The organism is Mycobacterium asiaticum (genome assembly GCF_001668675.1).
In the GTDB taxonomy this organism is placed as follows: domain Bacteria; phylum Actinomycetota; class Actinomycetes; order Mycobacteriales; family Mycobacteriaceae; genus Mycobacterium; species Mycobacterium asiaticum_D.
Map to the genome: position 1 here is coordinate 20,657 of NZ_LZKQ01000117.1, position 26,076 is coordinate 46,732.

At 67.1% G+C, this 26,076-nt stretch carries 27 protein-coding genes and 1 pseudogene; 14 read left to right on the top strand and 14 right to left on the bottom strand.

Going from position 1 to position 26,076, the window contains the following annotated elements; translation table 11 throughout:
* Window positions 1–62 precede the first annotated feature (62 nt).
* Window positions 63–671, top strand: a complete 609-nt coding sequence (locus A9X01_RS10210; RefSeq protein WP_065120644.1) for a TetR/AcrR family transcriptional regulator — start codon at window positions 63–65, stop codon at window positions 669–671.
* Here A9X01_RS10210 and A9X01_RS10215 read toward each other — a convergent pair.
* The gene (locus A9X01_RS10215; protein WP_065120645.1) at window positions 661–1,674 is read right to left on the bottom strand and encodes an NADP-dependent oxidoreductase; all 1,014 of its coding nucleotides are present in this window, start codon (window positions 1,672–1,674) and stop codon (window positions 661–663) included. The genes A9X01_RS10210 and A9X01_RS10215 overlap by 11 nt on opposite strands.
* Before the next feature lie 89 nt (window positions 1,675–1,763).
* Between A9X01_RS10215 and A9X01_RS10220 the strand changes: the two genes are divergently transcribed.
* The 3 genes from A9X01_RS10220 (at window position 1,764) to A9X01_RS10225 (ending at window position 4,166) form a co-directional block, all read left to right on the top strand.
* Complete coding sequence (locus A9X01_RS10220; protein WP_065120646.1) at window positions 1,764–2,612, top strand: class I SAM-dependent methyltransferase; 849 nt, start codon at window positions 1,764–1,766, stop codon at window positions 2,610–2,612.
* A 165-nt stretch (window positions 2,613–2,777) separates the two neighbouring features.
* Window positions 2,778–2,984, top strand: a complete 207-nt coding sequence (locus A9X01_RS28985; protein ID WP_081282303.1) for a hypothetical protein — start codon at window positions 2,778–2,780, stop codon at window positions 2,982–2,984.
* Between the two features lie 132 nt (window positions 2,985–3,116).
* A complete protein-coding gene (locus A9X01_RS10225; protein WP_065120647.1) occupies window positions 3,117–4,166 on the top strand; it encodes a M48 family metallopeptidase in 1,050 nt (349 codons plus the stop codon).
* 13 nt (window positions 4,167–4,179) lie between these two features.
* Here the strand turns inward: A9X01_RS10225 and A9X01_RS10230 are convergent, their stop codons facing one another.
* The 4 genes from A9X01_RS10230 to A9X01_RS10245 form a co-directional block, all read right to left on the bottom strand.
* Window positions 4,180–4,983, bottom strand: a complete 804-nt coding sequence (locus A9X01_RS10230) for a glycoside hydrolase family 16 protein (RefSeq protein WP_065120648.1) — start codon at window positions 4,981–4,983, stop codon at window positions 4,180–4,182.
* 64 nt (window positions 4,984–5,047) lie between these two features.
* Window positions 5,048–6,238, bottom strand: a complete 1,191-nt coding sequence (locus A9X01_RS31840; RefSeq protein ID WP_065120649.1) for a PPE family protein — start codon at window positions 6,236–6,238, stop codon at window positions 5,048–5,050.
* Window positions 6,239–6,265: 27 nt separating this feature from the next.
* A complete protein-coding gene (locus A9X01_RS10240) occupies window positions 6,266–7,453 on the bottom strand; it encodes a PPE family protein (protein WP_065120650.1) in 1,188 nt (395 codons plus the stop codon).
* Between the two features lie 34 nt (window positions 7,454–7,487).
* Entirely contained in the window at window positions 7,488–7,787 is a 300-nt protein-coding gene (locus A9X01_RS10245) for a PE family protein (protein ID WP_065120651.1), read from the bottom strand.
* A 662-nt stretch (window positions 7,788–8,449) separates the two neighbouring features.
* On the opposite strand from A9X01_RS10245, the gene A9X01_RS10250 reads away from it, so the two are divergent.
* Window positions 8,450–8,782 (top strand): hypothetical protein, encoded by a 333-nt coding sequence (locus A9X01_RS10250; RefSeq protein WP_253849046.1) that lies wholly within the window; start codon window positions 8,450–8,452, stop codon window positions 8,780–8,782.
* Here the strand turns inward: A9X01_RS10250 and A9X01_RS10255 are convergent, their stop codons facing one another.
* The gene (locus A9X01_RS10255) at window positions 8,783–9,451 is read right to left on the bottom strand and encodes a cutinase family protein (protein WP_065120672.1); all 669 of its coding nucleotides are present in this window, start codon (window positions 9,449–9,451) and stop codon (window positions 8,783–8,785) included.
* A gap of 222 nt (window positions 9,452–9,673) precedes the next feature.
* Between A9X01_RS10255 and A9X01_RS10260 the strand changes: the two genes are divergently transcribed.
* A complete protein-coding gene (locus A9X01_RS10260; protein ID WP_065120653.1) occupies window positions 9,674–10,264 on the top strand; it encodes a rhodanese-like domain-containing protein in 591 nt (196 codons plus the stop codon).
* On the opposite strand, the gene A9X01_RS10265 is transcribed toward A9X01_RS10260, so the two are convergent.
* Both A9X01_RS10265 and A9X01_RS10270 read right to left on the bottom strand, forming a co-directional pair.
* Window positions 10,261–11,646: an MBL fold metallo-hydrolase gene (locus A9X01_RS10265; protein ID WP_065120654.1), complete on the bottom strand. Its 1,386-nt coding sequence runs from the start codon at window positions 11,644–11,646 to the stop codon at window positions 10,261–10,263. The two genes, A9X01_RS10260 and A9X01_RS10265, sit on opposite strands and share 4 nt — an antisense overlap.
* A gap of 101 nt (window positions 11,647–11,747) precedes the next feature.
* Window positions 11,748–13,001 carry a L,D-transpeptidase gene (locus A9X01_RS10270; protein WP_065120655.1) on the bottom strand — a complete coding sequence of 418 codons (1,254 nt, stop codon included), beginning with the start codon at window positions 12,999–13,001 and terminating at the stop codon, window positions 11,748–11,750.
* Between the two features lie 76 nt (window positions 13,002–13,077).
* Between A9X01_RS10270 and A9X01_RS10275 the strand changes: the two genes are divergently transcribed.
* On the top strand, window positions 13,078–13,911 hold the full coding sequence (locus A9X01_RS10275) for a hypothetical protein (RefSeq protein ID WP_065120656.1): 834 nt from the start codon (window positions 13,078–13,080) through the stop codon (window positions 13,909–13,911).
* Window positions 13,912–13,928: 17 nt separating this feature from the next.
* Complete coding sequence (locus tag A9X01_RS10280; protein ID WP_065120657.1) at window positions 13,929–14,711, top strand: DUF1906 domain-containing protein; 783 nt, start codon at window positions 13,929–13,931, stop codon at window positions 14,709–14,711.
* Window positions 14,712–14,776: 65 nt separating this feature from the next.
* Here A9X01_RS10280 and katG read toward each other — a convergent pair whose 3' ends face one another.
* The 3 genes from katG to A9X01_RS10295 form a co-directional block, all read right to left on the bottom strand.
* The gene (gene katG, locus A9X01_RS10285; RefSeq protein WP_065120658.1) at window positions 14,777–17,014 is read right to left on the bottom strand and encodes a catalase/peroxidase HPI; all 2,238 of its coding nucleotides are present in this window, start codon (window positions 17,012–17,014) and stop codon (window positions 14,777–14,779) included.
* Window positions 17,015–17,048: 34 nt separating this feature from the next.
* Window positions 17,049–17,483 carry a Fur family transcriptional regulator gene (locus tag A9X01_RS10290; protein ID WP_155772018.1) on the bottom strand — a complete coding sequence of 145 codons (435 nt, stop codon included), beginning with the start codon at window positions 17,481–17,483 and terminating at the stop codon, window positions 17,049–17,051.
* A 94-nt stretch (window positions 17,484–17,577) separates the two neighbouring features.
* The gene (locus tag A9X01_RS10295) at window positions 17,578–18,282 is read right to left on the bottom strand and encodes a DUF899 domain-containing protein (RefSeq protein WP_065120659.1); all 705 of its coding nucleotides are present in this window, start codon (window positions 18,280–18,282) and stop codon (window positions 17,578–17,580) included.
* Window positions 18,283–18,472: 190 nt separating this feature from the next.
* On the opposite strand from A9X01_RS10295, the gene A9X01_RS10300 reads away from it, so the two are divergent.
* The 3 genes from A9X01_RS10300 (at window position 18,473) to A9X01_RS10310 (ending at window position 20,471) form a co-directional block, all read left to right on the top strand.
* On the top strand, window positions 18,473–19,336 hold the full coding sequence (locus A9X01_RS10300; RefSeq protein WP_065120660.1) for a cyclopropane mycolic acid synthase family methyltransferase: 864 nt from the start codon (window positions 18,473–18,475) through the stop codon (window positions 19,334–19,336).
* Between the two features lie 62 nt (window positions 19,337–19,398).
* Window positions 19,399–19,680, top strand: coding sequence for a hypothetical protein (locus tag A9X01_RS10305; protein WP_065120661.1), 282 nt, complete (start codon window positions 19,399–19,401; stop codon window positions 19,678–19,680).
* A gap of 104 nt (window positions 19,681–19,784) precedes the next feature.
* Window positions 19,785–20,471 carry a class I SAM-dependent methyltransferase gene (locus A9X01_RS10310; RefSeq protein WP_065120662.1) on the top strand — a complete coding sequence of 229 codons (687 nt, stop codon included), beginning with the start codon at window positions 19,785–19,787 and terminating at the stop codon, window positions 20,469–20,471.
* Here the strand turns inward: A9X01_RS10310 and mmpH are convergent.
* From mmpH to manT, 3 genes are read right to left on the bottom strand one after another with little or no spacing between them, the layout of a single operon-like run.
* A complete protein-coding gene (gene mmpH, locus A9X01_RS10315) occupies window positions 20,452–21,528 on the bottom strand; it encodes an MMP endo-(1,4)-3-O-methyl-alpha-D-mannosidase (RefSeq protein WP_065120663.1) in 1,077 nt (358 codons plus the stop codon). The two genes, A9X01_RS10310 and mmpH, sit on opposite strands and share 20 nt — an antisense overlap.
* Window positions 21,515–22,273: a class I SAM-dependent methyltransferase gene (locus A9X01_RS10320; RefSeq protein WP_065120664.1), complete on the bottom strand. Its 759-nt coding sequence runs from the start codon at window positions 22,271–22,273 to the stop codon at window positions 21,515–21,517. The genes mmpH and A9X01_RS10320 overlap by 14 nt, the downstream gene beginning before the upstream one ends.
* On the bottom strand, window positions 22,267–23,523 hold the full coding sequence (manT, locus tag A9X01_RS10325) for an MMP alpha-(1->4)-mannosyltransferase (RefSeq protein ID WP_065120665.1): 1,257 nt from the start codon (window positions 23,521–23,523) through the stop codon (window positions 22,267–22,269). The genes A9X01_RS10320 and manT overlap by 7 nt, the downstream gene beginning before the upstream one ends.
* A 245-nt stretch (window positions 23,524–23,768) precedes the next feature.
* Here manT and A9X01_RS10330 point away from each other — a divergent pair, with 245 nt between their 5' ends.
* From A9X01_RS10330 to A9X01_RS10340, 3 genes and pseudogenes are all read left to right on the top strand, one after another.
* On the top strand, window positions 23,769–24,578 hold the full coding sequence (locus A9X01_RS10330) for a lysophospholipid acyltransferase family protein (protein ID WP_065120666.1): 810 nt from the start codon (window positions 23,769–23,771) through the stop codon (window positions 24,576–24,578).
* Window position 24,579: 1 nt separating this feature from the next.
* Window positions 24,580–25,014, top strand: a complete 435-nt coding sequence (locus A9X01_RS10335) for an SRPBCC family protein (protein WP_065120667.1) — start codon at window positions 24,580–24,582, stop codon at window positions 25,012–25,014.
* Between the two features lie 205 nt (window positions 25,015–25,219).
* A pseudogene (locus A9X01_RS10340) lies at window positions 25,220–25,897 on the top strand (PPE family protein); the annotation flags it as partial.
* Window positions 25,898–26,076 lie beyond the last annotated feature (179 nt).

The following is a 26,076-nucleotide window of genomic DNA, read 5'->3' on the forward strand; positions in this document are numbered from 1 at the left end:
CTGGCCCGCGCCAAAGTAACCGACCTTTGACTGACCAGTCAACTATTCGGTACCATTCCCAAGTGCCACGCACTTCGGACGCTCGCGATCGCATCGTGTCGAACGCGGCCCGGCTGTTCCTCGAGCGCAGCTACCACGCCGTCGGCGTGGAGGAACTCTGCGCCGCCGCCGACGTTCGAAAAGGCAGCTTCTATCACTACTTCCCGTCGAAAGCCGATCTGGCGAAGGCCGTCATCGATCTGCATCTGCAGCTGTTCGCGGCCCGGCTGTCCGGTCAGCCGGGGGATACGCCGGCCGAGACCCTGTCCTCCATCCCGTCCGCGATCGGCGGGATTCAGGCCGCGCTCCATGCCCAGTTCGGACGATTCGTCGGCTGCCCGTTCGGCAACCTCGCCGCCGAACTGTCCACCACCGACGAGGCCGTCCGCAGCCACCTCGCCGACCGACTGGCGGAGCTGCAGGGCCGGCTCGCCGCGATCTGCCGCGACGCCGCGCAACGGGGAATGCTGCGCGCGGACGTCGACCCGGATCGACTGGCCCATGCGCTGTTCGCGCACTACCAGGGGCTCATCCTGCTCGCCAAGCTGCACGGCTCGAGCATTTCGGAGTTGGAACCCGCGCTACGGAATTTCCTCGACGCGTATCTGGCCGAGCCGGCCGCTAACCGTTGATCTTGACCATCAGCTTGCCGACGTTCTTGCCGTCGAACAGCATGTTGATCGCGGTCGGCAGCTGCTCGAAACCCTCCACCACCGTTTCCAGCGGCGTGAGCTTGCCCGCGGAGATCAGCCCGGCGATCTCGCTCGCCGCTTCCTGCGCGCGGCCGAAATGGTCCAGCACGATGAACCCCTGCAGCGTCGCGCGCTGCACGAGCAGGTTGCCGAAGGCCCGCGGCCCCGGCGGCGGCTCTGCGTCGTTGTAGCCAGAAATCAAGCCGCACAACGCAACTCGCGCATTGATATTCAACCGGGCGAAGATCGCGTCCATGATGTCGCCGCCGACGTTCTCGAAGTCGACGTCGATGCCGTCCGGGGTCGCCGCGGCCAGCTGTGCGGCCCAGTCCGGGGCCTTGTGGTCGACGGCCGCGTCGAAGCCGAGTTGTTCGGTCAGCAGTGCGCACTTCTCGGGGCCGCCGGCAATCCCGACCACGCGCGCGCCGTCAGCCTTAGCGAGCTGTCCGGCCACCGAACCCACCGCACCGGCGGCGGCCGAGACCACCACCGTCTCACCGGGTTTCGGCTTACCGATGTCGCGGATACCGATCCACGCGGTCAACCCGGTCATACCGAGCGCACCCATGTAGGCACTCGGCGACACGCCCTCGGCGACCTCGACCGGCATCACCATCGTCGACGCTGAGGCGACCACGTACTCCTGCCAGCCGAGCAGGCCCTGCACGACCTGGCCCACCGGAAGTTTCGGGTTCTTGGATGCGATGACCTCGCCGATCCCACCACCGCGCATCACCTCGCCGATGCCCACCGGCGGCAGATAGGACGGAAGGTCGTTGATCCAGGCCCGGTTGGTCGGGTCGAGCGAAATCCAGTCGACGCGGACCAGTGCCTCACCGTCGCCGATATCGGGTATCGGCTGCTCGTCGAGTTCGAAGGTATTGGGCCCGATGCGCCCGGTGGGACGTTCGCGGAGCAGGAAACGACGGTTTCGGTCGGCCATGAGCGAACCGTACCGGACCCCGCAACTGGCGCGAATGCGCCCGCGCACGCTCGGGCTCGTTGTCACCGCCGGCTGCTATAACCCAACGTATGGCAGGAAGCGAACACGTCATCACCCACGTTTCCGATACCGCCCGGTGGACGGCTTTGCACCGGGCCACCGAGTCGGCTCGGCCGGATGCGTTGTTCGACGATCCGCTCGCCGAGCGGCTCGCAGGCCCACAGGGCCGGGCCATCGTCGCCCACGTTCCCCGCTCCACCCGGAACGGCTGGTGGCTGGTCGCCCGCACCAAGATCATCGACGACGCGATTCTTCGCGCCGTCGGCGACGGCTGCGACCGGGTGTTGAACCTGGCCGCGGGCCTGGACACCCGCCCGTACCGGTTGCCCCTGCCGGCCGAATTCCCCTGGGTCGAAGCCGATCTGCCGCCATTGCTGGCCGAGAAGACGCAATTGCTCGCCGACCAGACGCCGCGCTGCCGGCTGACCCGTGCCGCCGTCGACCTGGCCGATGCCCACGCCCGCGATGCGTTCCTGCACGAGGCGCTCGCGGGCGCCACCAAGGCGCTGGTGCTGACCGAGGGGCTGTTGATGTATCTCGAGCAACGGGACGTGGCCGCGCTTTCGGCGGCCATCAAGCGACCCGAAGTGGGTTGGTGGATGCTCGATTTCGCCGGCCCGGGCCTGAAAAGAATGATGAACAAAAGGATGGCCGGGCTGCTGCAGAATGCGCCGTTCCGGTTCGCCCCCGAGAACGGGCTGGCCTACTTCGAAGGGCTCGGGTGGCACGTCGTCGAAGCCGAATCACTGCTGGTCGCGGCGCGCCGATTCGGTCGCCTACCAGTGCCGATGCGCGCGGCGGCGCTGTTTCCGCAACCGGATCCCCGCCACCCCGGACCCCGCAGGCCATGGAGCGCGGTCACCCTGCTAACTCCCTAGACCCGACCGCCTATCGGAGGCGGATCATCATGCGATAACGAATTCACGGCAAATTCTCATCTTGGGACACGGTTAGGTCTCAGCTTTGCTGGGCATCCTGGCAAACAGAGCTTAAGAACCACAGGTTGTGGCTTTCGGTGCTAAATCGGAGAGGAGTTGACAATCGTGGCGAATTCTTCTGAGGCGAACGTAATTTACCTGCAGTCCCATCCTCGCTGGGCCGCAGCTCAGCGCCGCGAACGCCAACTTCAGGAAGCGATGCGCAGGCATCCGGCGCATATCGGCCGGCAACGTGCCCTCGCGGCGGGCGGCGCCGTGCACGCCCGCGACCGCGCATTCGCCCTCTACTCGACCGGCGACGCACCCGCCTAGCGTTTTCGCACGGTAACCGGTTTATCCACTGCCGGTTAACCGATACCCCGACGCACGTCTACCCCGGTATTTGCTGCCTTTTTACCCCTGGCTACCCCCTTATCCTGAGAGCGACCAGCGAGGGGAGCGGCCATGTCCAACCCGCCGGCCACGACGCGCGCGGTTTTTCCCGACATCAGCTCCCGGGCATGGGAGCACCCCGCGGACCGGACCGCGTTGTCAGCGCTACGCCGGCTCAAGGGCTTCGACCAGATCCTGAAGCTGCTGTCCGGAATGCTGCGGGAACGCCAACACCGGCTGCTCTACCTGGCCAGTGCCGCGCGGGTGGGCCCGCGCCAGTTCGCCGACGTGGACACGCTGCTGCAGGAGTGCGCCGACGTGCTGGACGCGCCGGAGCCCCCAGAGCTTTTCGTCATCCAGTCGCCGGAGGCCAACGCCTACACCATCGGCATCGACCAGCCGTTCATCGTCCTCACCTCCGGGCTGTACGACCTGATGACACACGACGAGTTGCGGTTCGTGGTCGGCCACGAACTCGGGCATGCGCTGTCCGGGCACGCCGTCTACCGCACCATGATGATGCATCTGATGCGGCTGGCACGGTCGTTCGGATTCATGCCGGTCGGCGGCTGGGCGCTGCGCGCGATCGTCGCGGCCCTGCTGGAGTGGCAGCGGAAGTCGGAGTTGTCCGGCGATCGCGCCGGGTTGCTGTGCAGCCAGGACCTGGACACCGCGATCCGGGTGGAGATGAAACTCGCCGGCGGCAGCCGGCTGGACAAACTGGATTCGCAGGCCTTCCTGGCCCAGGCCCGGGAGTACGAGCGCTCAGGCGACATGCGCGACGGCGTGCTCAAACTGCTGAATCTGGAACTGCAGACCCACCCGTTTTCGGTGCTGCGCGCCGCCGCCCTGACCCAGTGGGTGGACACCGGCGGGTACGCCACCGTGCTGTCCGGCGACTACCCGCGCCGCGCCGACGACGACAACGCATCATTCGCCGACGACCTGGGCGAAGCCGCTCGTCACTACAAGGATGGCTTCGACCAGTCTGACGACCCGCTGATCAAGGGGATCCGCGACGGCCTAGGCGGCTTGGTCGACGGCGTCGGGCGCGCGGCCACCACCGCGGCGGATTCGTTGGGCCGCAAGATCAACGAGTGGCGGCAGAAGCCGGAGGACTGACGTCGGGGGTTAGTTACCAGACGCGCACATAGTCTACGAGCATCTGCGCGGGGTAGGTGCCCGGTCCGGGATCACCGCCGCCCGAGCCCGCGACGGCGAGATTCAGGATCGGGAACAGCCGGTAGCCGGGGTTGTTGAACGGCCAGTCGGCCAGCGAATTCACCGGAACAGTGAAGTAGGGCTGGGCACCGTCGGTGTAATCCTGCCAGAACCGCATGCCGGCGTCGTCCCACTGGACTCGCCAGGTGTGCCAGGCGCTGTCGAGGGCGAGGTTGTGGGTTTTCCATTCGGAGCCGTTGGCTTTGGCGTGCACGGTGGTCGCGGCGGGCCACTTGCCGTTGCCGTACCACTCGAGGATGTCGATTTCACCCTGGGCGTCGCTGGACAACCAGAACGCGGGCCAGCACCCGGCGGTCAGGCAGTCCAGTTTGATGCGAGCTTCCCAGGTGTGGCCGATATCGCCTTCCCACGGGCTGAAGATCTTGCCGCCGTAGTAGGTGTTGCCGTCTTTCGCCGCGCGGATGACCAGGTTGGAATTGCCGTCGATGAAGACGTTCTGCCGGTCGTCGCGGTACTGGCCGACGTGCTCGGGTAACTCCCAATACGTGGGGTCCTTGATCGTCTCGCGGGCCTTCGACACCCTCCACTTGGACGGGTCGGGCGCAGAGCCGGCCGGCCCGTCGAACTCGTCGTGGAAGATGTACGGTCCCGATGCGCCGCTGGGCGCCGCGGAGACCTTTGCAGTGGGGGCCAGGGCGGCGGCACCTGTCATCAGGCCCGCCAGTTTGAGCATGCGGCGTCGATCCATTTCGGGCATTAGCAAGCGACCATAGCAGTCACGCCAGACGCGTTGAAAATTCGCTGATCGGCAGCACTTGCCGTTAGCCGGCCGCGGGTGGCCGTGTCATGAAGGTGAGCCGGTGCCCGTACGCCGGGGTCTTCCGTCCGTTGCCGGCGTTGATGAACTGCCCGAACGGCGGGGCCACCGGGGTGTGGCCGACGACGGCTCCTTCCGCCGCGGCCGGGATGGCGGTGCCGTTGCTGATCGCCGTCGCCCCGGTACCGGTTGCCGCGTTCACCGAGCTGGTCCAGCTGGCGGGCACCGACAGTCCGCTCAGTGGTACCGCCCTGCCGAGGCCCGCGGTGACGCTGCCGACTTTGGTGCCCAGGGTGCCCGCCGCCGATCCTGCGGCCTGAGCGGCGCCCTCGGCGACCTGTGCCGCCTTGGCCGCGTTGTTCAGGAACGTGGTCATCGCAACTGGAGCGCTGCTGGCCTGGCCGAAGGCCTGCCCGGACTGGAACATCGCAGTGATCATTGAGACGTACGGCGAGAGGTATTTGCTGTACAGCGGCACGATGTCGTCCAGCGGCGTGTTGGCCATCAGCCATTGATCGATCGCCGGGCCGTTGATGGGCGAGGAAAGTGTTTGCAGGACGTCGGCCACCCGCGGGTTGACCTGCCCGGCGATGTTCATGATGTTGCTGAGGCCGTTGTTGTATTGCGACTTCAGCACGGCGATCGCCTGGTCGATCAACGCGTAGGGGTCTGCGACGTCGGTCGGTTCGGGCAATTCCACCAGTTCGGTTGCGGCCGCCGAGTTGCCCGCATAGGTGTACATGGCCGAGGCGTCCTGGGCCCAGAATTCGGCGTAGAGGGCTTCGGTGGCCGCGATCGCCGGGGTGTTCTGCCCGAGGAAGTTGGTCGCGACCAGCACCGCCAGTAGCGCGCGGTTGGCCTCGATCACCGGCGGCGGGATCGTTGCCGCGAACGCCGCCTCGTAGGCGGCCGCGGCGGCGAAGGCCTGGCTTGCCGTCTGCTCGGCCTCCAGCGCGCTGTCGTCCAGCCAGGTGATGAACGGCGTGACCGCCGCGAGCAGCGACGCCGACGACGGCCCCAGCCAGGGGCCGCTGGTCAGCTCGGTGATCACCGACCGGTGGCCCGCCGCGGCGGACTGCAGGTCGGCGGCGAGTGCGCTCCAGGCCGCCGCGGCGGCCAGCAACGGACCGGAACCGGGACCGGCGTACATGCGCCCGGAATTGATCTCAGGCGGCAACAAGCCGTAGTCAACCATGAGCTTTCGTTCCCCCAGAGCCGGCCGTTAGCCGGCGGCCGGCGGCTTCGCCATGACCGAAGGCTTGAAGCCGTAGGTCGGTAGGTTGCGGCCGTAACCGCCGTTGACGAACTGACCGAACGGCGGGGCCATCGGGAAGCTGCTGCCTTCCGCGCCGGTCGAGATCGCCGAGACGAGGCCGGGGTTGGTGGTGGCCTGCCATGGAACCCAGTTCGCCGGCACCGAAAGGCCCCCGATCGGGGTGGCCTTACCCAGGCCCGCGGCCACGGCGCCGACCTTGGACGCGACCCCGGCTGCCGCCGAACCGGCGGCCTGAGCGGCGGCGCCGGCGGCTGACGCCGCGCCCTCGGCAGCCTTACTCGCCGCCGCGGCTGCGGGCTTCGCGAAGTTGGCCATGGCGGTCAGACCGTTGCTGACCTGACCGAACGACTGTGTCGACTGGATCATCGCCGCCAGCGAGTTCACGTACGGGGACAGGTACTTGCTGTACAGCGAGACGATGTCATCCAGGGGAGTGTTGGCAACCAGGAACTGGTCGATGGCCGCGCCGTTGATCGGCGACGACAGGGTCTTGAGCACGTCGCCGACCCGTGGCGTGATTTGTGACGTCACGTTGTTCACGTTGGTGTAGACACTGTTGACCTGCGCCTTGACAACTGCGATCGCCTGGTCGGCGACCCCCATCGGGTCGGCGACTTCGGCCGGCGCGGGCAGCTCCGACAACTGCGCGGCCGAGGCCGACCGGCCGGCGTAGGTGTACATCGCCCCCGAGTCCTGCGCCCAGAATTCGGCGTACTGCGCCTCGAGTTGCGCGATCGCCGCACTGTTCTGGCCCAGCAGGTTCGTGGTGATCAGCTCCTGCAACTGGGCACGGTTGGCCGCGATCAGGGGCGGCGGCACGCTGGCCGCGAAGGCCGCCTCGTAGGCGGCCACTGCCGCGCTCGCCTGGCTTGCCGCCTCACCGGCCTGCTCGGCGCTGGTCTCCAGCCACGTGATGAACGGACTCACGCTCGCCAGCAGTTTCCCCGCTGCAGGCCCGAGCCACGGTCCACTGGTCAACGCGGTGATCACCGATCGATGCCCGGCCGCCGCGGCTTGCAGATCAGCCGCCAGCCCACTCCAGGCGGTGGCGGCCGCGAGCAGCGAACCTGCACCCGGACCGGCGTAGATGCGCCCAGAGTTGATCTCGGGCGGCAGCAAGCCGTAATCAACCATCGCTATTTATCCCCTAAATCCCGGTGTTTGCGCGCTAGTGAGCGGCAGCGGCGTTGGCGGCTTCGGTCTCCGCGTACGAACCGGCGCTGGTGGACAGGGTGGCCGTCAGGGCCGCCTGGATCTGGGCCGCACGCGCGTGCAGCTCTTGGAACCGCGCGGCGTGGGTGGCGAACTGCGCCGCCGTCAGGATCGACACCTCGTCCGCAGCCGCGGGAACGACGCCCGTCGTGGGCCCTGCGGCTGCCGCATTACCCACGTTCAGGGCAGCGCCCAGGGACCGCAGGTTGCTGGCGGCCGCGGCCAGGTGCTCTGGATAAGTGCGGACGAAAGACATAAAGTTCCTCCATCGGGCTGTGGGACGGGCGCTCGGCTGAATACACGTCAATGTGCTGCCGTTGTCTCAGGACGGTATTGACAGAGCGTCCGCTGGTTCAACGCGCTCGATTCTCCGGAATGGACCCTGATCTTGATGTTTCCTCAACATTCATCTTGATTTTTAGTCACACCTCTTTCATAGAAATCGGGCAGCCTTCCAGCAGTTCTTCGGCGGATAATCTGCGGCTCCGGTCGAGCGGCGCCGACCGGCCGTGCCACCGCGGGGGCGGTCGATCTCCCGAGGCATCCCGGCCCGGCAGCCAGACCAATGCGGCTGTCTAAACCCTTGTGGTGACAGCTTTTCCGCCCAGCGGGCAAGCTGACGCGTAAACCGGTCGACTGGGCCGCCGCAGTCGGGGCGGCACCCAGATCGGCCGCCACCGCAGCGCCCGCATCCGGAAAATGGCACTCCGGAGAACCGGCGGTAGGCGGCACCGGTGAACGCACGAAATACCCCGCGGCCGCCACACCGGCCGCCCCTATAGCACAGCAAAGTGAATCGTTGGATATAAATTCGCACGGCGACGATATGACATTCCGATGCAATAGTTCGGCGCGGCGTGAACTTATTTACCCGCTGGGGGTTCCCAAAATTCGGTCCGAAATACCCTATTCATCACGATGATTTTATTTCGGGCACACGGGCGGCCGATGTTGGCCGAGGCGTGGCTGGCATGTGACCCCGTTGCGACGGCGGCCGAGGACGCTGATCTCATGACGGTGCTCTTCGTTGGCTGCGCGCTGGGGATGGCCCTGTGCATCGGTTACCAGTGGGGCCATCGCACCGCCGGGAGACCGATGACCTGGAAACAACGAACGAGCCGGGTCGCCCTCGGCCGCCTTGTCGTGCAGCTGGCCGGACTGGTGGTGGTCCGCCGCGTTCAGCGCATGGTTGTGGTGCGCGGCGCGCTGCCAGTGATCGGCTGGACCGCGCTGCGGTCCAGGATCCGGTAGTTACAGCTTGCCGGCGACGAAGTCCGCTGCCTGGTTGGCCATCCCCGCGTCGACGTACGCGCTGGCCAGGTGCTGCGGCCAGTTCTCTTTCCAGGTGTTCGGGTCGGCCGGGTTACATACCGGGTCGGCGCCGTGACAGAGCTCGATGGTCCGGTCGTTGTAGATCGGACTGAAATTGGTGATCGGCCCGACCCACTGAATCCCGTTGCCGAACAAAGCAACCGCGGCGATGTGTTGATCGGTGCCTTCCGGCAGCGGGCTGTCGAATCCGAAGGCGGACATCGGGACCGCCAGCACCACGTCGGTCACCGCCGCACCGAGTGAGTAGCCACCCAACACCAGACGGGTGTTCGGGCAGCTGTTCGCCATGTATTGGACGTGCCGGCTCATGTCGTTGGCGCCGACATCGACTTCGGTGTCGGCGGGGTACTTCACGGCATAGGTGCCCATGCTGCGCCCGCCGATCTTGGAACGCAGCGAGCTGATGAAGGCGTTGCCGAGCGTGCCCGGGCCCGCAGACTCATAACGGCCGCGAGCAAACACGACCTCGACATCGGGGCAACTGGCCGATGCCGTTGCCGGGGCACCGGGCGCGCCAGGCGGCAACACCACGCCAGAGAGGAAAACCGCGGCCGCCGGCACGGCAGCGGCGAGACCGCGAACGAGCAATTTCCGGGCACCGAGAGGAAGCACAGCAAGATGTTAGCGACTCCCGCGCGGCCATAGCGCGGCTTAACAACAATGTTTCACCGGAGCGGGAGCGCCGGACGACGGGCTAAAAGTCGCGGCGAGTTAAACCGGGGTCCGCAAGCGCCTCGCCGGGTATGCGAATCGGGACAGCTCACCGGATGGGCAGCGCACACTGGCGCCCAGTTGACGAGGGAGAATGGCATGAATGCATCGGCTGCGGCCACGATCAGCCCGGCGGAACTGAACAAGCTGCTCGACTCGTCCAGCCCCCCACGGGTACTGGACGTGCGAACGCCCGCCGAGTACGAGACGGCGCATATCGCCGGGTCCCACAACGTGCCCCTCGATGTGCTGAGGGCACGTCGATCCGAGATCGCCGAGCAACTCAAACAGGAAGATGTGGTGCTGGTCTGCAAGTCGGGTCAGCGCGCGGCGAAAGCCGGGGAGTTGCTGCGCGGCGCCGGTGTGCCCTCGGGCCGGGTACTGGAGAACGGGATCACCGGCTGGCAGGGCGAGGGTCGGGCCGTCAACCGGGGGCGGCAACGCTGGGAACTGGAGCGGCAGGTGCGACTGGTTGCGGGCTCCATCGTGCTGTCGTCGGTGATCGGCAGCGTCGCGCTGCCGAAGCTGAAGTGGCTCGCGGCCGCGATCGGCGGCGGATTGACGTTCGCGGCCGTCACCGACACGTGCGCGATGGCCAGCGCCCTGTCCAAGTTGCCATACAACCGGGGCGCGGATGCCGACGCCGACACCGTCGTGGCCAACCTGGGTGGCGGGGCGTCGGTGGCCTAGACCTTCGACGGGGCCCCGGCAGACTCCCGTCCGGCCTCGGTCAACCCGAGTTCCTCTGCGGCGCCGAACTTGTCGTCGACCAGAACCACGGTGCGGCCGTCTTTGTCCAGGATCGAGGCCGCCACCGAGGCGCGGTATCCGCTCGCGCAGTGCACCCATATCTCCGCGTCGGGTAATTCGTCGAGGCGCCGCGTCAGTTCGTGCACCGGGATGTTGATCGCCTTGAGGACGTGGCTGTCGAGGAATTCGTCCTCGCGGCGGACATCGAGCACGGCGACGTCGTCGCGACGGATCTCGGAGACCAGCGCACCGAAGTCGGCCACCCGATACGAGCGCAATTCCGATCCGTGGGCCAGCTTCTGGATGTCTCCGGTCGCCGCGCCGCGCACATCATCCACCCCGATGCGCACCAGTTCCCTTCGCGCCGTGGCGATCTGGTCCGCATCGTCGCCGATCAGCGTCAATGGCTCGCCCCAGGCGTACAGCCAACCCAGATAGGTGATGAAGGAGTCCGAGAGCTCGAACCCATAGGAGCCGCCGAGGTGGCCCGCGGCGAAAGCGGTTCGGGAGCGCAAGTCGACCACCCATTCGCCGGCTTCGATGCGCCGGCGCAATTCGGCGGGGTCGACCGGCGCGGGATCCGACAGATCGACCGCCTCGGGGCCGTTGCGGTTGATGACGCCCATGTGCTCGTAGTAGGCGGGATAGTCCGACAGCCCGGCAAGCAGTTCCTCGACGAAGGTTTCTTCATCCTTGGTCAGCGCCGGGTTGGTCCGGCGTTGCTCGCCGACGGTCGAGGAGTCGCGGCCGGCGGTGTCGGCCGAGCAGAAACTGCCGAAGCCGTGGGTGGGGTAGACCGCGGCGTCGGCGGGAAGTTCGTCGGCCAGCCGGCGCACCGACCGGTACTGGTCGACGGTGAGTTCGTGGGCGTGGTCGGCGCCCAGCAGGTCGGTGCGCCCGGTGGTGTCGAAAAGCATTGAGCCGCCGGTGAATACGCCTACCACTTCAGCTGAGGCCGCGGTGAGCACATAGCTGACGTGCTCGCGGGTGTGGCCGGGCGTGTGAACCACCCGCAGGCTGAAATCGCCGGCCTCGATGACGTCGCCGTCGCACACCCGGCGGGCGGGGTAGCCGAGCTGCTCGTCACCCGCGGGCACCACATACTCGGCGCCGGTGGTTCGGGACAGCTCGAGCCCGCCCGTCACATAGTCGTTGTGCAGGTGTGTTTCCAGCACATGGGTGATGCGCTCCGCGCGCTCGCCGAGCAGCCGGGTGACCCGGTCGATGTCACGCTGGGGATCGATCACCACCACCGCGTCGTCGCCGACCACCACATAACTTCGATCACCCAGACTCGAGGTTTCGATGACTTCGACTTCCATACGACCGGACATACCCCCCGGGGCGGCCGTCCTCCGAGCGCATCCCGGACAGCCGTCCGCGACCTGCCCGAACTTGACTTCTCGGCGATTTGAACTGCGCGCTATTGGGTTTGCAGCGCGCTGCCCTTGCGCCACTGCTCCCAACTCATGGTCCAGTCGCCGTTTTGCTCGGTCTTCAGCGGCGGGCCACCGCTGTTGCGGACCTCCACGACATCGCCGGGCACCGAGAAGTCGTAGAACCACTTGGCGTTCTCACCGTTGAGGTTCAAGCAACCATGCGAGGTGTCGGTGTGGCCCTGCGCCCACACCGTCGAGTCAAGCTGGTGCAGATAGATGCCGTCGATGCTGATCCGGGTGGCGTAGTTGATGGTTTCGCGATAGCCGAGCCGGGAGTTCTTGGGCAGGCCGAAGGTCGACGAGTCCATCACCACCGGGTTCGCCTTGTCCAGCACGGTGTAGACGCCCGGCGGGGTCCAGAACGACAGGGTCCGGCCACCGACCGTCTCGGTCCCGCCCATCCCCATGGACGTCGGCATGGTGCGAACCAGTTTTCCGTTGTCGAAGACGCTGATCAGCTTGGTGGCGTCGTCGGCGATGGAGACGTGCGCGTCGCCGATCCGGAACGACACGCGGCTGTCCTCCTGGCCGAACAGGCCGTCGCCCACCGGGATTCCGTAGATCTTGGCCTCGGCCGTGACTGTGGTACCCGGCGCGTAGTACCGCTCCGGACGCCAATGGGCATGTTGGTCGTCGACCCAGAACCAGGAACCCTGCACCGCGGGGTTGGTGGTCACCGTCAACCGCCGTTCAGCGGCCGCGCGGTCGGAGATTGGCTCGTCGAAATACGCGACGATGACCGTTCCCACGCCGTAGGCGCCGCCCTCGCGCAGGGTCGCCTCCGACGTCGCGGTGAACGCGACCTTGGTCTGATTCGACGGGCGCACCGTCGAGAACGACGAAACCTGGGTGTTCTCTTCACCGTTGGGCCCGCGGCTGGTGACGGTGAGGGTGTAGGTCCGCGCGTAGCCCAGCGCGGTGACGGGCTTCCAGACGGTGTTGTCCGGGGTCATCACACCGTCCACCGGTTTGCCCGCATCGTTGACCATCCGAACCTCGGTGAGGCTTCCCGTCTCCGCCTTCACCTCGACCTGGGTGACCGGCTGAACGTCATGCGCGTCGGCACCGGGGGTCACGCTGACCCGGGCGGGCCCCGTTGCGGTGGTCAGGCCGCCGGCGCAGCGGCCGTCCGGGCACCGCCAATGCGACGCCAGCTGAACTGCGCCGATCACGCCGAGCACGGCGAGCAGGCACAACAGCAACCGGCGGCGCCGGCCGTGGACTGGGTTGGTTTTCATCACGGCGTTAGGTAGCCCTTGGCCAGCTCTTCGAAACAGTTGCATTACTCACCCGGGCGGGGGAGATCATGGCGGTATGGCCGACGACGAGCTCGACACCCTGTACTGGGCGCCGCCCAACGAGTTCACCGCCGAGCGCACGAAATTGGCGAAAGCGGCCAAGGACCGCGGGGACGCCGCGGCGGCCAAGGAGATCTCCGCTGCTCGCCGACCCACCACGGCGGCGTGGGTGGTCAACCGGCTGGTGATAGGGCAGCGGGATGCCAAGTCGCGCCTGGCTGAGCTCGGCGACAGCCTGCGGGCCGCCCATGCCGCCATGGACGGCGTGCAGATCCGGGAGTTGTCGGCCCGTCAGCACACCCTGATCAACGAACTCACCAAGGCCGCCTTGGAGGCCGCCGGGCTGACGGACCCCTCGGCGGTGGTGCGTGACGACGTGGCCGGCACGCTGCAAGCCGCCATCGCCGACCCGGACGTCTCGGCGCGGCTGGGCCGGCTCGCCAAGGCCGAACAATGGTCCGGATTCGGTGATTTCGGCGACGTGACGGCCGTGTCGAAACCGGCGCGCGACGACCGGCCGGCGACACCGCCGAAAGCAAAGCCGAAACCGAAAGGGACCCCGACACCCCAACGCGACAAGGATGCCGAGGCGGCCCGCCGGCAGCGGGAAAAGCTGACCGCTGCGGTCGCGGCCGCCGAGCGCGCCGAAGCCAAGGCCGACCGGGTGCTGTCCGAACGGCGGGCCGCGGTTGAGGCCGCCGAGCAGCGCCGCGACGAAGCGTTGCAGGCGCTGCGGGCGGCCGAGCGTGAATTGAGCGCGGCCGAGGACCGGTACCGCGCCGCGCAGGACGCCAGCGAAGCCGCCGTCGACGCGGCAGCGGAGGCCAGGGCTCGGTTGCAGCGAGGGTGACGCGTTACCATCGCGCGATGCACGACTCGGCAACCCAGCACACCTCCGGCTCCGTTTCCCGACGCGACGTCTTCCGCTACGCACTGGCCCCGGTATTGCTGGGCGCGGCGCCACTGGCTGCGGCGTTGAGCCCTCCACCGGCTTCGGCGGCAACCACCCGGCTCATCGACTTTGCCGAGCGCAGGATCGCCCCGGAGGAGATCAAGGCCGCCGGCTACGACGGGGTGGTGAACTACGTGTCCGAGGCGCGGCCCGGCTCCAACTTCGAGGCCAAGCCCATCACCCGCCAGTACGCCGACTCGCTTCGGGCGGCCGGTCTGCAGATCGTCAGCAACTTCCAGTACGGCAAACCCGGCTGGCCCGACCCGTCGGACTACACCCGCGGCTACGACGGCGGCGTGGCGGACGCGAGAACGGCACTGAACCTGCACAACGCCGCGGGTGGCACACCGTCGGCGCCGATCTTCTTCAGCGTTGACGACAACATCGACCGCAACACCTGGAATGACATTGCGGTGCAATGGTTCCGCGGCATCAACTCGGTGCTCGGCGTCGGCCGCACCGGCATCTACGGGCATGCCCAGGCGTGCGGCTGGGCGATCGGCGACAACGTCGTCGGCAACTCGACCACCCCCGGGCACCGCTGGGCATGGCAGACGAGGGCATGGTCGAACGGCCAGCGCGAGCCGGCCGCGGTGCTGTATCAGGGCGTGCTGGACGGGCCGGTGCTGGGCGGGATCCACGTCGACGTCGACGACGTGTTGGCCGCCGACTTCGGCCAGTGGGACCTCAACCGCTGACTTTGGGCGAATAGCGAACACCCCGCGAGCGCATTGCCCGCGGGGTGTTGCCTCACTTCAGTGTGTTATCTCAGGTCGAACCGATCGTTGTTCATCACCTTGACCCAGGCCGCCACGAAGTCCTCGACGAACTTGCCCTGGTTGTCGTCCTGCGCGTACACCTCGACCAGTCCGCGCAGCACCGAGTTCGAACCGAACACCAGGTCATTGGCGGTCGCGGTCCACTTGGGCGCACCCGTGGACCGATCCACGCCCTCGTAGACGTTCTCCGCTGTCTCCGACGCCTTCCATTGCGTGCCCATGTCGAGCAGGTTGACGAAGAAGTCGGTGGTCAGCGCGCCCGGCCGGTCGGTGAAGACGCCGTGCTTGGAGCCGCCGTGGTTGGCGCCCAGCACCCGCAGACCGCCGATCAGCACCGTCAGCTCCGGCGCCGTCACGCCCAGGAAGTACGCCCGCTCCAGCAGCAGCTGCTCGAGCGGGGCCTTCTCGCCGGGCCGCACGTAGCTACGGAACCCGTCGGCCTGGGGCTCGAGCACCGAGAACGACTCCACGTCGGTGCTCTCCTGCGTGGCGTCGGTGCGGCCGGGAGCGAAATGCACCGAGATCTCGTAGCCCGCGTCCTTGGCGGCCTTCTCGACCGCCGCGGATCCGGCCAGCACGATCACGTCGGCCAGCGAGATCTTCTTGCCGCCGGATGCCGACGAGTTGAAGTCTTGCTGGATCCGCTCCAGGACGGGCAGCACCTTGTCCAGCTCGGACGGCTCGTTGACCTCCCAATTGCGTTGCGGCTCCAGGCGGATGCGTGCCCCGTTGGCGCCGCCGCGCTTGTCGGTGTTGCGGTAGCTGGCCGCCGACGCCCATGCCGTCTTGACCAGCTGAGGCACCGAGAGACCGGACTCGAGCACCTTGGCCTTCAGGGCCGCGATGTCCTGCTCGTCGACCAGTTCGTGGTCCACGGCCGGCACCGGGTCCTGCCACAGCTGCGGCTCGGGAATCCACGGTCCGAGGTAGCGCGAGATCGGGCCCATGTCGCGGTGCAGCAGCTTGTACCACGCCTTGGCGAAGGCCTCGGACAGCTCATCGGGGTTCTTCAACCAACGGCTGGTGATCTCCCGGTAGATCGGGTCCTCGCGCAATGAGACGTCGGTGACCAGCATCGTCGGGTTGCGGCCCGGCCCGCCGAACGGGTCGGGGATGGTGCCCGCGCCGGCGCCATCCTTCGCGGTGAACTGCCATGCCCCGGCGGGGCTCTTGGTCAGCTCCCACTCGTAGCCGTACAGCGTCTCCAGGAAGCTGTTGTCCCACTTGGTCGGTGTCGGCGTCCACACCACTTCCAGACCGCTGGTGATGGCGTCCTTGCCCACCCCGCTGCCGTAGGCGCTCTTCCAGCCCAGGCCCTGCTGCTCGATCGGGGCGCCTTCGGGCTCGGGTCCCACCAGTTCGGCGTCGCCCGCGCCGTGGGTCTTGCCGAAGCTGTGCCCACCCACGATCAGCGCCGCGGTCTCCTCGTCGTTCATGGCCATCCGGCCGAACGTTTCGCGGATGTCGTGCGCGGCGGCGACCGGATCCGGCTTGCCTTCCGGGCCTTCGGGATTCACATAGATGAGGCCCATCGTGGTCGCACCGTATGGTTGCGCCAGCTCGCGCTTGCCCGAGTAGCGCTTGTCGGTACCCAGCCATTCATCCTCTTCACCGAAGAGGATGTCTTCCGGCTCCCAGACGTCCTGCCGGCCGAAGGCGAACCCGAACGTCTTGAAGCCCATGGACTCCAGGGCGACGTTGCCGGCGAAGACCAACAGGTCCGCCCAGGAGATCTTGTTGCCGTACTTCTTCTTGATCGGCCACAGCAGCCGGCGCGCCTTGTCCAGGCTGGCGTTGTCCGGCCAGCTGTTCAGCGGCGCGAACCGCTGCAGGCCCTGGCCGCCGCCCCCGCGTCCGTCGTAGATGCGGTAGGTGCCGGCCGCGTGCCAGCTCATGCGGATGAACAGACCGCCATAGTGGCCGTAATCCGCCGGCCACCAGTCTTGCGAAGTGGTCATCAACGTGACCAGGTCCGCCTTGAGCGCCTCGGGGTCGAGCTTGGCGAACTCCGCGGCGTAGTCGAAGTCGTCGCCCAGCGGGTTGCCCTGCGGCGAGTGCGGGTGCAGCTTCGACACATCGACCTGGTTGGGCCACCAGTCCTGGATGGTGCGTGGCGTGTCCGACGCCGGCTTGGGCGACGGGATCCCCGGGTTTTCGCTCTCGCTCGTGCTGGCCGAGTGGTCGGGGTGGGGTGGGCGGCTATCGGATGTATCGGATGACACTGCATTCCTTCCGGGTGTTGGTGAATCGGGCTGATCAGAAATCAGAACAGTCGGGGCACAGGCCCCAATAGATGACTTCGGCCTCGTCGAGAACGAAACCATCCAAGACATTGCTTTCGTCGGACGGTGTCAGACATGGCGCGTCGCCGACCGCGCAATCGACGTCGGCGATCACCCCGCATGACCGGCAGACCACGTGATGGTGGTTGTCGCCGACGCGCGCCTCGTAACGAGCGACCAAGCCGGACGGCTGAATTCGGCGTACCAGGCCCACCGACGTCAGCACGTTGAGGACGTCGTAGACGGCTTGACGCGACACGTCGGGCAACCCTTGCCGCACCGCCGAGAAGATGGTGTCGGTGTCGGCGTGTGGGTGAGCGCGCACGGCCTCCATCACTGCGACCCGAGGACGCGTCACCCGTAAATCCGCCATCCGCAGCTGCGCGGCGTAATCCTGGGCTGAGGACACAAACCCCTATATTTCGCCCTTATCTGGAGTCGGTCAAGACTTTGCGGGCGCCGAACGTGGGGATTACTTACAAGGACGTGGGCTGGGCTCCGCCCTAAGCCCCGCGCTCGGCGGTGGCGGATCCGGGCCCGTAAGCGCGAGCGATGTCGGGCGAGTCGAGCCAGCCGGAGTAGGTGGGCCGCGACGGCCAGCCTTCAGGCGAGTCGAGCCATTCCTCCTGCCGGCCCCAGGGCAGGATGTCGATCAGCGCGAAGGAGTGGCTGAGCTGCTCGGTGCCGCGGCCGGCGGTGTGCCAGGTGCGGTAGACGGTGTCGCCGTCGCGCAGGAACACGTTGACCGCGAACCCGCCGCCGGGCGGCGCGTCCATGTCGGCGCCGAAGGTGCTGTCGGAAGCGGAGTACCACTCCATCGTGTTGCCCACCTTGCGCTTGTAGGCCAGCGCCTCGTCGATCGTGCCGTTGGTGACGATGACGAAGCGGGCGTCATAGTTGTCCAGGAATTCGAGCCGGGTGAACTGTGAGGTGAACCCGGTGCAGCCGCCGCACTGCCATTCGGCCCCCGGCGTCCACATGTGGTGGTAAACGATCAGCTGGGCGCGGCCGGCGAACATATCGGCCAGCCGGACCGGTCCGTCGGCACCGATCAGGGTGTAGTTGGGCAACTCCACCATTGGTAGCCGGCGCCGTTGGGCCGCGATCGCGTCGAGCTCACGGGTGGCGGCCTTCTCGCGTTTGCGCAGCTCGTCGAGCTCGGCACGCCAGGTCTGCAGGTCCGCAACCGGCGGCAGGGCGTTCGGCATGGCATTCCCCTTCGGTGTTGATCCGTCCGTTCTACAAGTTATGACCGGCGGCGCACGCAGAACTCATCGCTCGGTTTTGGCCGGGGCTGCGACGGGAATGCTGCTGCGGGCCGGCGTAGGGCGCGCGGGTTGATTTACCCCAGCTTCGGTCAGCGCCCGGGGCAGCATCGGGCCAGGAAGGCACACCCTCATGTCTGAGCAACTGACGCCGCATTTTGCCGATGTGCAGGCACATTACGACTTGTCGGACGACTTCTTCCGCCTGTTCCTCGACCCCACCCAGACATACAGCTGCGCCTACTTCGAACGCGACGACATGTCGCTGGAAGAAGCCCAGCTCGCCAAGATCGACCTGTCGCTGGGCAAGCTGGGGCTTCAACCCGGCATGACGCTGCTGGACATCGGCTGCGGTTGGGGCGCGACCATGCGCCGGGCGATCGAAAAGTACGACGTGAACGTCGTGGGCCTGACGCTGTCCAGGAACCAGGCGGCCCACGTGCAGCGGATGTTCGAACAGCTGGACACTCCGCGCAGCCGGCAGGTGCTGCTACAGGGCTGGGAGGAGTTCGCCGAGCCGGTGGACCGCATCGTGTCCATCGGTGCGTTCGAACACTTCGGCCACGACCGTTACGACGACTTCTTCGGGCGGGTCGCCAAGCTGCTGCCGGACGACGGTGTGATGCTGCTGCACACCATCACCGGATTGACCATGGCGGAGCTGCTGGCAAGTGGTCTGCCCATCTCCATGGAGCACATCCGCTTCGTGAAGTTCATCAGCACCGAGATCTTTCCCGGCGGACGCCTGCCGTCGGTGGACATGGTGGCGGAGCTCTCCGCGAACGCCGGCTTCCGGCTGACGCGCCGCCAATCCCTGCAGCAGCATTACGCCAAGACCCTCGACATCTGGGCGCAGGCCCTGGAAGACCACCGGGACGACGCTCTCGCGATCCAGGGCCAGGTGGTCTATGACCGCTACCGCCGGTACCTGACCGGCTGCGCGGAGGCCTTCCGCACCGGCTATATCGACGTCAACCAGTTCACGCTGCAGAAATAGCGCGTTTGGGGAGATCACGCGGCGGATAATAATGAGCTGAGAATCCGAGATGAGGAGGGGTAATGATGAAGCGCCTTGCACCTGCCATGGTTGCCATCGCCGCGCTGATGTTCAGTGGGTGTTCGGCCTCAGAAGTCATCAATACCGGTGGTGACACCAAATGCAAGGATTACACGTCCCAAGACGAGAAGAAGCAGAGCGAAGAAGTCAGCAAGATGCTCAAGGACAAGAGCGGTGCTGAGCCGAGCTCGCTGGAGATCACCGCGACCCGGGCATCGGTGCAGGCCTACTGCCAGACCGTCGGGAAGCCGGACAGCAAGATTTCCGAGGCGCCGCACGGCTGAGGCCCCCGCCGGACGGCTGTCCAGCAAGCGTCGGTGACGCGAAGCGCCAGCAAGGACGGCGACCATGTTGTCGGTGCTGCTTGGGCGCCCGATAGGTTCGGCTGATGGGCAACAGCGACACCACCTCGACCGAGCGCTTGTTCGCGCTGGCCGAACAGGTTCGGGGCTTCATGCCGAGCGACGAGGGCCGGGCACTGTATGAGGCGGCGCGGCGCTTCCTGAGCGGCGGGGTCGGCGTCGAAATCGGCACCTATTGCGGCAAGTCGACGCTGTTGCTGGGCGCGGCGGCGCAGGAGACCGCCAGTGTGCTCTACACGGTCGACCATCACCATGGGTCCGAGGAGCATCAGGCCGGCTGGGAATACCACGACGCGTCGCTGGTGGACGAGGTCACCGGATTGTTCGACACCTTGCCGACCTTCCGCCGGGCGCTGGACGCCGCCGGACTCGACGACCATGTCGTCGCCGTCGTCGGCAAGTCACCGGTCGTTGCTCAAGGGTGGCGGTCGCCGTTGCAGTTCCTGTTCATCGACGGCGGTCACACCGAGGCGGCCGCTGCCCGCGACTTCGAGGGCTGGGCCAAGTGGGTGGATGCCGGCGGGGGACTGGTGATCCACGACGTCTTTCCCGATCCCGCGGACGGCGGTCGCGCCCCGTATCAAATCTATTGCCGCGCACTAGATTCCGGCCAATTTCGCGAGGTAGTCGCGACGGGATCGCTGCGGGTGCTGCAGCGGGTGGGCGGTGTGGCCGGCGAGTCGGTCGAGGCCCTCAGCGACCAGGCCCGGTAGACACGCACTCGCAGTCGAAGTCGGTCTGCAGCCCCACCGGCAGGCCGTCGCCGCGGAAGATGCCGCTGCCGGGTGTGGTGTCCGACAACGCGTCGGCAGCCAGGATCATGGCCGCACCGGTCCAGGTGGTGCGCTCCTCGGGCCACCGCTTGCCGTCGGCGAATACCAGTCCGGTCCAGTAGGACCCGTCGTTTTCGCGGAGATGTTGCATTGCGCCGAACTGCTGGTGCGCGGCCGACCGTTGACCGATGGCATCCAGGGCCATCACCAATTCACATGTCTCCGCACCGGTCACCCACGGCCGGTCGAGCACGCAGCGAATACCGAGCCCGCCGACGACAAAGTCGTTCCAGCGCTGGGAGATTCGGGCTTCGGCCGCCGGGCCCCGCAGGGCACTACCGAGGATCGGGTAGTACCAGTCCATCGAGTAACGGTCCTTCTCGGTGAACGCCTCGGGGTGCGCGACGATCGCGTGGCCCAACCGGCCCAACGCCAGCTCCCATTCCGGTTGCGGTTCCCCGATCAGGGCGGCCAGCGCCAGCGCGCACCGGATACTGTGGAAGATGCTGGCGCATCCGGTCAGCAGCGCCTCCGGCAGCGGCCCAGCTTCGCTTCGGGCCCAACTGATTTCGCCGTATCCGGTCTGCAGATCGATGACGAAGTCGATCGCCCGCTGCACCACCGGCCACATCGTCTGCGCGAAGCTCTCGTCACCGGTGACCAGCACATGGTGCCAGACGCCAGCGGCGATGTACGCGCAGAAGTTGCTGTCGCTGTTGGCATCTTCGATCACGCCCGCGCGCAGCTGGATCGGCCAGGACCCGTCGGGCCGCTGCGTGCGGCGACTCCAGTCGTAAGCGGCCCGCGCCGGCTCCAGCAGGCCCGCCGCGGTGAGCGCCATCGCGCTCTCCACGTGATCCCACGGATCGGTGTGCCCGCCGGTGAACCAGGGAATGGCGCCCGACGGCTCCTGCGCGGCGGCGATCGACAGCGCGGTCTGTCGGCACTGCTCGGGAGTCAGGACTCCCGCAACGGCCGGCACGCTATCCCGACGCAACTGAGTACCCCTGGGGTGCTTCGGCTTTCGCTGACGGCGGTTTGGTGAAATACATCGCCACGCTCTTGCCCACCAGCGGATTGAGCACCGTTTCGGCGAGCTGGGTGATCTTGGGCCGCTGCATCAGGTCCCAGACCAGCAGCTTGTGATAAGCGGTGACCGCGGGATGGTCGTTCTTCGACGGCCCCACCGCGCATTTGAGCCACCAGAAGGGCGAGTGCAATGCATGGGCGTGGTGGGTGTGGGTCAATTCCATGCCGCGCCCGGCGATCTTGTCGCGCAGATCGGAGGCCCGGTAGATACGGACGTGGCCGCCCTCGTTGCTGTGATACTCCTCGGACAACAGCCAGCAGACTCGCTCGGGCAACCAGCGTGGCACGCTGACCGCAAGTGTCCCACCGGGTTTCAGCACCCGGATCAGCTCGGCAATCGCGGCGTCGTCGTGTGGGATGTGTTCGAGGATCTCCGAGGCGATGACGCAGTCGAACGTGCCGTCGGCGTAGGGCAGGTTGAGCGCATCGCCACGCACCACCTTCGCCGACGCCGCCGGCGGCGCCTCACCCGTTTCGGCCATGGCCCGCAGCAGGTTGTCCACCGAGCGTAATTCGGCGGCATCCTGGTCGAACGCGACCACGTCGGCACCCCGCCGGTAGGCCTCGAAAGCGTGCCGGCCGGCGCCGCAGCCCACATCGATCACCGTGGTGCGCGGGCCGATGCCGAGCCGGTCGAAGTCAACCGTCAGCATCGCGCTTCGCCCTCGACGGCGCCGCGACGCGCGATCGCCCGCTCATAGACGCGCACCGTTTGCGCGGCCACGGCTTCCCAACTGAACACATTGACCGCACGCGCCCGCCCGGCAGCCCCCAGGCTCCGGCGTCGCTCCGGCGAATCAAGCAACTTGCCGAGGGCCTGGGTGAGGGCGTCGACGTCGGCGGGGGCCACCAGTTCCGCGCAGGCACCGTCGGTGCCAAGGACTTCGGGCAGCGCACCGACCCGGCTGGCGACGATCGGGGTTCCACTGGCCATGGCTTCCACCGCAGGCAGCGAAAACCCTTCGTAAAGCGACGGAATGCACGCGACCTCGGCCGAGGCGAACAGGGCGGCCAGCTCCGCGTCGGGCAGCCCACTGGCGATGTGCACGATGTCGGAGATCCCGAGTTCGGCGATCAGCTTGTGCGTGGGGCCGTTGGTCTCCACCTTGGCGACCAGCCGCAATTCGAGGTCCCGACTGGTCCGCAACTTCGCGACGGCGTGCAGCAAGGTGCTGACGCCCTTCAGCGGGGTGTCCGCGCTGGCGATCGCCATCACCCGGCCCGGTTGCCGCGCAGTCGATCCCGGCTTGAAGAGTTCGGTGTTCACTCCCAGGGGCACCACGTGCAGTTGCTCGGCGGAGACGCCGAAGTCGGTGACGATGTCGGCGGCCGACGACGACGAGACCGTCAGCAGGTCCGGGATCTGGCGGGCGACCTGCTTTTGCATGTTGGAGAACCCATACCAGCGGTGCACCAACGGCTTTCGCCACCAGCGCGCGGCGGCCAGATCGAGCAGCCGGTCGCGGGTGATGGGGTGGTGCACGGTGGCGACCACCGGCATCCCCGTCTCGGCGAGCGAGAGCAGGCCGGTGCCCAGGCTCTGGTTGTCGTGCACGACATCGAAGTCGCCCGCCCGCTCGGCCAGTAGTCGCGCTACCCGCAGCGTGAACGTGCGCGGTTCGGGGAATCCCGCGGTCCACATGGTTGCGAGTTCCAGCAGGTCGATCGAATCACGGATCTCGCTGGGGCGGGGCACCCGGAACGGGTCCGGCTCCCGGTACAGATCCAGGCTGGGCACCTTGGTCAAACGCACCCGCGGATCCAATAACTCGGGATAGGGCTGGCCGGAGAAGACCTCCACCTCGTGACCGAGATCCACCAGGCCGCGGCTGAGATGCCGCACGTAAACACCCTGTCCTCCGCAGTGATCCTTACTCCGGTAGGACAGCAGAGCAATTCGCATACTCAACCCTTCGCTGCCAGCGAGCCACCGCGGAAACGCGCCGGGTGCATTGCGGTCAACGGCTCCACGACGGCCGCGACAGCAAACTGGACATGTGTCCAGATGATAGTTCGATCAGCTAAACGACGCAAACCCAACCCCCGGAAGGCACCGTCGCAACAATAGCCGCTGCTCGCCGCGACCCCGGTGCGGCCACCGACAACGATCGTGATTAAAACTTCGCCGCGCGGGATAGTGTCAATCGGGTGACCCGGCAACGCCTTCCGCAGGAACTTCGCCACCGCGATCCCGAGTTCATCCGCTCCGTCCTGCCCCCGCTGTGGCTGGCGGCCACCGTGTGGTTCCGCGCGGAGGTGCACGGTCTTGAGAACGTTCCCGACGAGCCGGTGCTGTTCGTCGGAAACCATAGCGGTGGCGGCGCCACGCCGGACACGTTCATCTTTTTGCTCGCTTACAACACCTATTTCACGGTCGAAGGCCGCCCGCTTTACGCCCTTGCCCACGACACGGTCACCGCCGCGCCCGGGATCGGGGGATTGACCCGCAAGCTCGGTGTGGTTCCGGCCGCGAACTCGTTCGCCGAACGCGTCTTTGACAGCGGCGGCTCAGCGCTGGTTTATCCCGGCGGCGACGTCGAGGCACTGCGACCCTGGCGCGACCGCAACAAGATCGTCTTTTCCGGCCGCAAAGGTTTTCTGCGGTTGGCTCACAAGTGCAACGTCAAGATCGTCCCGGTGGTGGCCACCGGCGGCCACGACACGTTGATCGTGCTCAACGACGGCCGTCGCACCGCACAGCTGTTGCGGCTGGACAAACTCGCCCGGGTCAAGAGCCTGCCCATGACGTTGAGCATTCCGTGGGGCCTGTCGCCGGTGCCGTTGCCACACTTCCCGCTGCCGGCCAAGATCCGGATGCAGGTGCTCGAACCGGTGGACCTGCGGGAGCGATACGGCGAGGACCCCGATTGGGATCACGCCTACGACTACGTCACCAGCGTGATGCAGGTGGGGCTTTCGAAACTGGCCAGCAAGACCATCGTTCCGCTGGTTCGGTGAGATGACCCAGACCGTCACGGTTAGCCGCCATGTCCGCTGCCCTCTGGAAGAGAGCAGCAACTTCGTCACCGACCCGCACCAGCTGATCCCGCAGGTATCCACGTTCAGCCGGTGCCGGTTCGTGAAATCCCGTGCCGACGGCGAACTTTGGGATGTCTATATGGACGGGGGCACCATTCAGCTCGGTGGCCGCGTGCTGATCGCCCCGCCCCGCGGCAGCCTGCTCAAATGGCGGTCGGTGCAGGGCACCCGGCACTCGTTCACGGCGCTCGTCGAGCCCGACGGCGACGGCAGCCGGCTCACCCTGAGCCTGACGTTCTCGACCAAGGGCCTGGGTCTCGCCCGGCTCAGCGAATGGATCGGCCGGGGGCTGGTGAACCGCAATCTCGAGGCGGCCGCCGAGGAAATCCGTCATCACCTGGAGTTCGAGCGGTAGCTGGGCACGAGCCGAGCTACCGGCGCTGCGGTGCGGCGGGCGCGGGCCGCAAAGACAAATGTGTGATTTATTTGTGACGGCTATGGGAACACCAGGCGATTAGCTGGTAGTTCGGCTTAGCATTTGCGCCGGCAGTGGGGGCGGCGCACCGAATTTCCGCCTCCAGGCCGGCTAGCAGCCGCCCAGACCGATCGGAGAGGGTGCGATGGACTTTGCACTGTTGCCACCGGAGATCAATTCGACCCGGATCTACACCGGGCCCGGCTCGGGGTCCCTGCTCGCCGCCGCCGCGGCGTGGGACGAGGTGGCGACCGAACTGTATTCGGCGGCCAGCGCATATCAATCGGTGATCTCGACCCTAACCGCCGGACCATGGATCGGCCCGTCGTCGGCCGCGATGGTCGCCGCCGCCGCTCCCTACGTGGCATGGCTGCAGGGCACCGCCTTGCAGGCAGAGGAGACGGCCGCCCAGGCCACCGCCGCGGCCGTCGCCTACGAAACGGCGTTCGCCGAAACGGTGCCGCCCCCGGTGGTCGCGGCCAACCGGCTGCTGCTGATGACGCTGGTCGCCACCAACTTCTTCGGACAGAACACGCCGTTGATAGCGCTGACCGAAACCCAGTACGCCGACATGTGGGCCCAGGACACCGCCGCCATGCAGGGCTATGCCGGCGCCGCAGCCAGAGCCACCACGCTCTCGCCGTTCACCGAGCCGGCCGCCACCACCGACCCAGCCGGTTCGGCCACCCAGTCCACGGTGGTCAGTCAGGCCGCCGGCACCGCCGCGGGCAACGCGCAGAGCAGCATCGCCAATGCCGCCCAGGCGTTCTCGGCGGTGCCGAACTCGCTGACCAGCCTCGCCGCGCCGGCCAGCACCGCGTCGGTGGACAACCCGGCTGTGCCGATGCCGGGGTCGAGGAACAGGCCACTGAGGTCGCCCAGGATGTCCAGCACCTGAATCGGATCCACCGCGTCGGCGGCCGCCGCCGGCGCGGCGAGGCTGGTCAGCGAGTTCGGCACCGCCGAGAACGCCTGGGCGGCATTGGCGATGCTGCTCTGCGG

Bases quoted from the DNA above. Each gene is read 5' to 3' on its own strand.
- A9X01_RS10215 (WP_065120645.1), bottom strand. From the start codon at position 1,674: ATGGCCGACCGAAACCGTCGTTTCCTGCTCCGCGAACGTCCCACCGGG.
- A9X01_RS10300 (WP_065120660.1), top strand. From the start codon at position 18,473: ATGTCTGAGCAACTGACGCCGCATTTTGCCGATGTGCAGGCACATTAC.
- A9X01_RS10280 (WP_065120657.1), top strand. From the start codon at position 13,929: ATGCACGACTCGGCAACCCAGCACACCTCCGGCTCCGTTTCCCGACGC.
- A9X01_RS10310 (WP_065120662.1), top strand. From the start codon at position 19,785: ATGGGCAACAGCGACACCACCTCGACCGAGCGCTTGTTCGCGCTGGCC.
- A9X01_RS10265 (WP_065120654.1), bottom strand. From the start codon at position 11,646: ATGGAAGTCGAAGTCATCGAAACCTCGAGTCTGGGTGATCGAAGTTAT.
- A9X01_RS10320 (WP_065120664.1), bottom strand. From the start codon at position 22,273: ATGCTGACGGTTGACTTCGACCGGCTCGGCATCGGCCCGCGCACCACG.
- A9X01_RS10270 (WP_065120655.1), bottom strand. From the start codon at position 13,001: ATGAAAACCAACCCAGTCCACGGCCGGCGCCGCCGGTTGCTGTTGTGC.
- A9X01_RS10230 (WP_065120648.1), bottom strand. From the start codon at position 4,983: ATGCCCGAAATGGATCGACGCCGCATGCTCAAACTGGCGGGCCTGATG.
- A9X01_RS10245 (WP_065120651.1), bottom strand. From the start codon at position 7,787: ATGTCTTTCGTCCGCACTTATCCAGAGCACCTGGCCGCGGCCGCCAGC.
- A9X01_RS10305 (WP_065120661.1), top strand. From the start codon at position 19,399: ATGATGAAGCGCCTTGCACCTGCCATGGTTGCCATCGCCGCGCTGATG.
- A9X01_RS10295 (WP_065120659.1), bottom strand. From the start codon at position 18,282: ATGCCGAACGCCCTGCCGCCGGTTGCGGACCTGCAGACCTGGCGTGCC.
- A9X01_RS31840 (WP_065120649.1), bottom strand. From the start codon at position 6,238: ATGGTTGACTACGGCTTGTTGCCGCCTGAGATCAATTCCGGGCGCATG.
- A9X01_RS10260 (WP_065120653.1), top strand. From the start codon at position 9,674: ATGAATGCATCGGCTGCGGCCACGATCAGCCCGGCGGAACTGAACAAG.
- A9X01_RS10250 (WP_253849046.1), top strand. From the start codon at position 8,450: ATGATTTTATTTCGGGCACACGGGCGGCCGATGTTGGCCGAGGCGTGG.
- A9X01_RS10220 (WP_065120646.1), top strand. From the start codon at position 1,764: ATGGCAGGAAGCGAACACGTCATCACCCACGTTTCCGATACCGCCCGG.
- A9X01_RS10335 (WP_065120667.1), top strand. From the start codon at position 24,580: ATGACCCAGACCGTCACGGTTAGCCGCCATGTCCGCTGCCCTCTGGAA.
- A9X01_RS10225 (WP_065120647.1), top strand. From the start codon at position 3,117: ATGTCCAACCCGCCGGCCACGACGCGCGCGGTTTTTCCCGACATCAGC.
- A9X01_RS10240 (WP_065120650.1), bottom strand. From the start codon at position 7,453: ATGGTTGATTACGGCTTGCTGCCGCCCGAGATCAACTCTGGGCGCATC.
- A9X01_RS10275 (WP_065120656.1), top strand. From the start codon at position 13,078: ATGGCCGACGACGAGCTCGACACCCTGTACTGGGCGCCGCCCAACGAG.
- manT (WP_065120665.1), bottom strand. From the start codon at position 23,523: ATGCGAATTGCTCTGCTGTCCTACCGGAGTAAGGATCACTGCGGAGGA.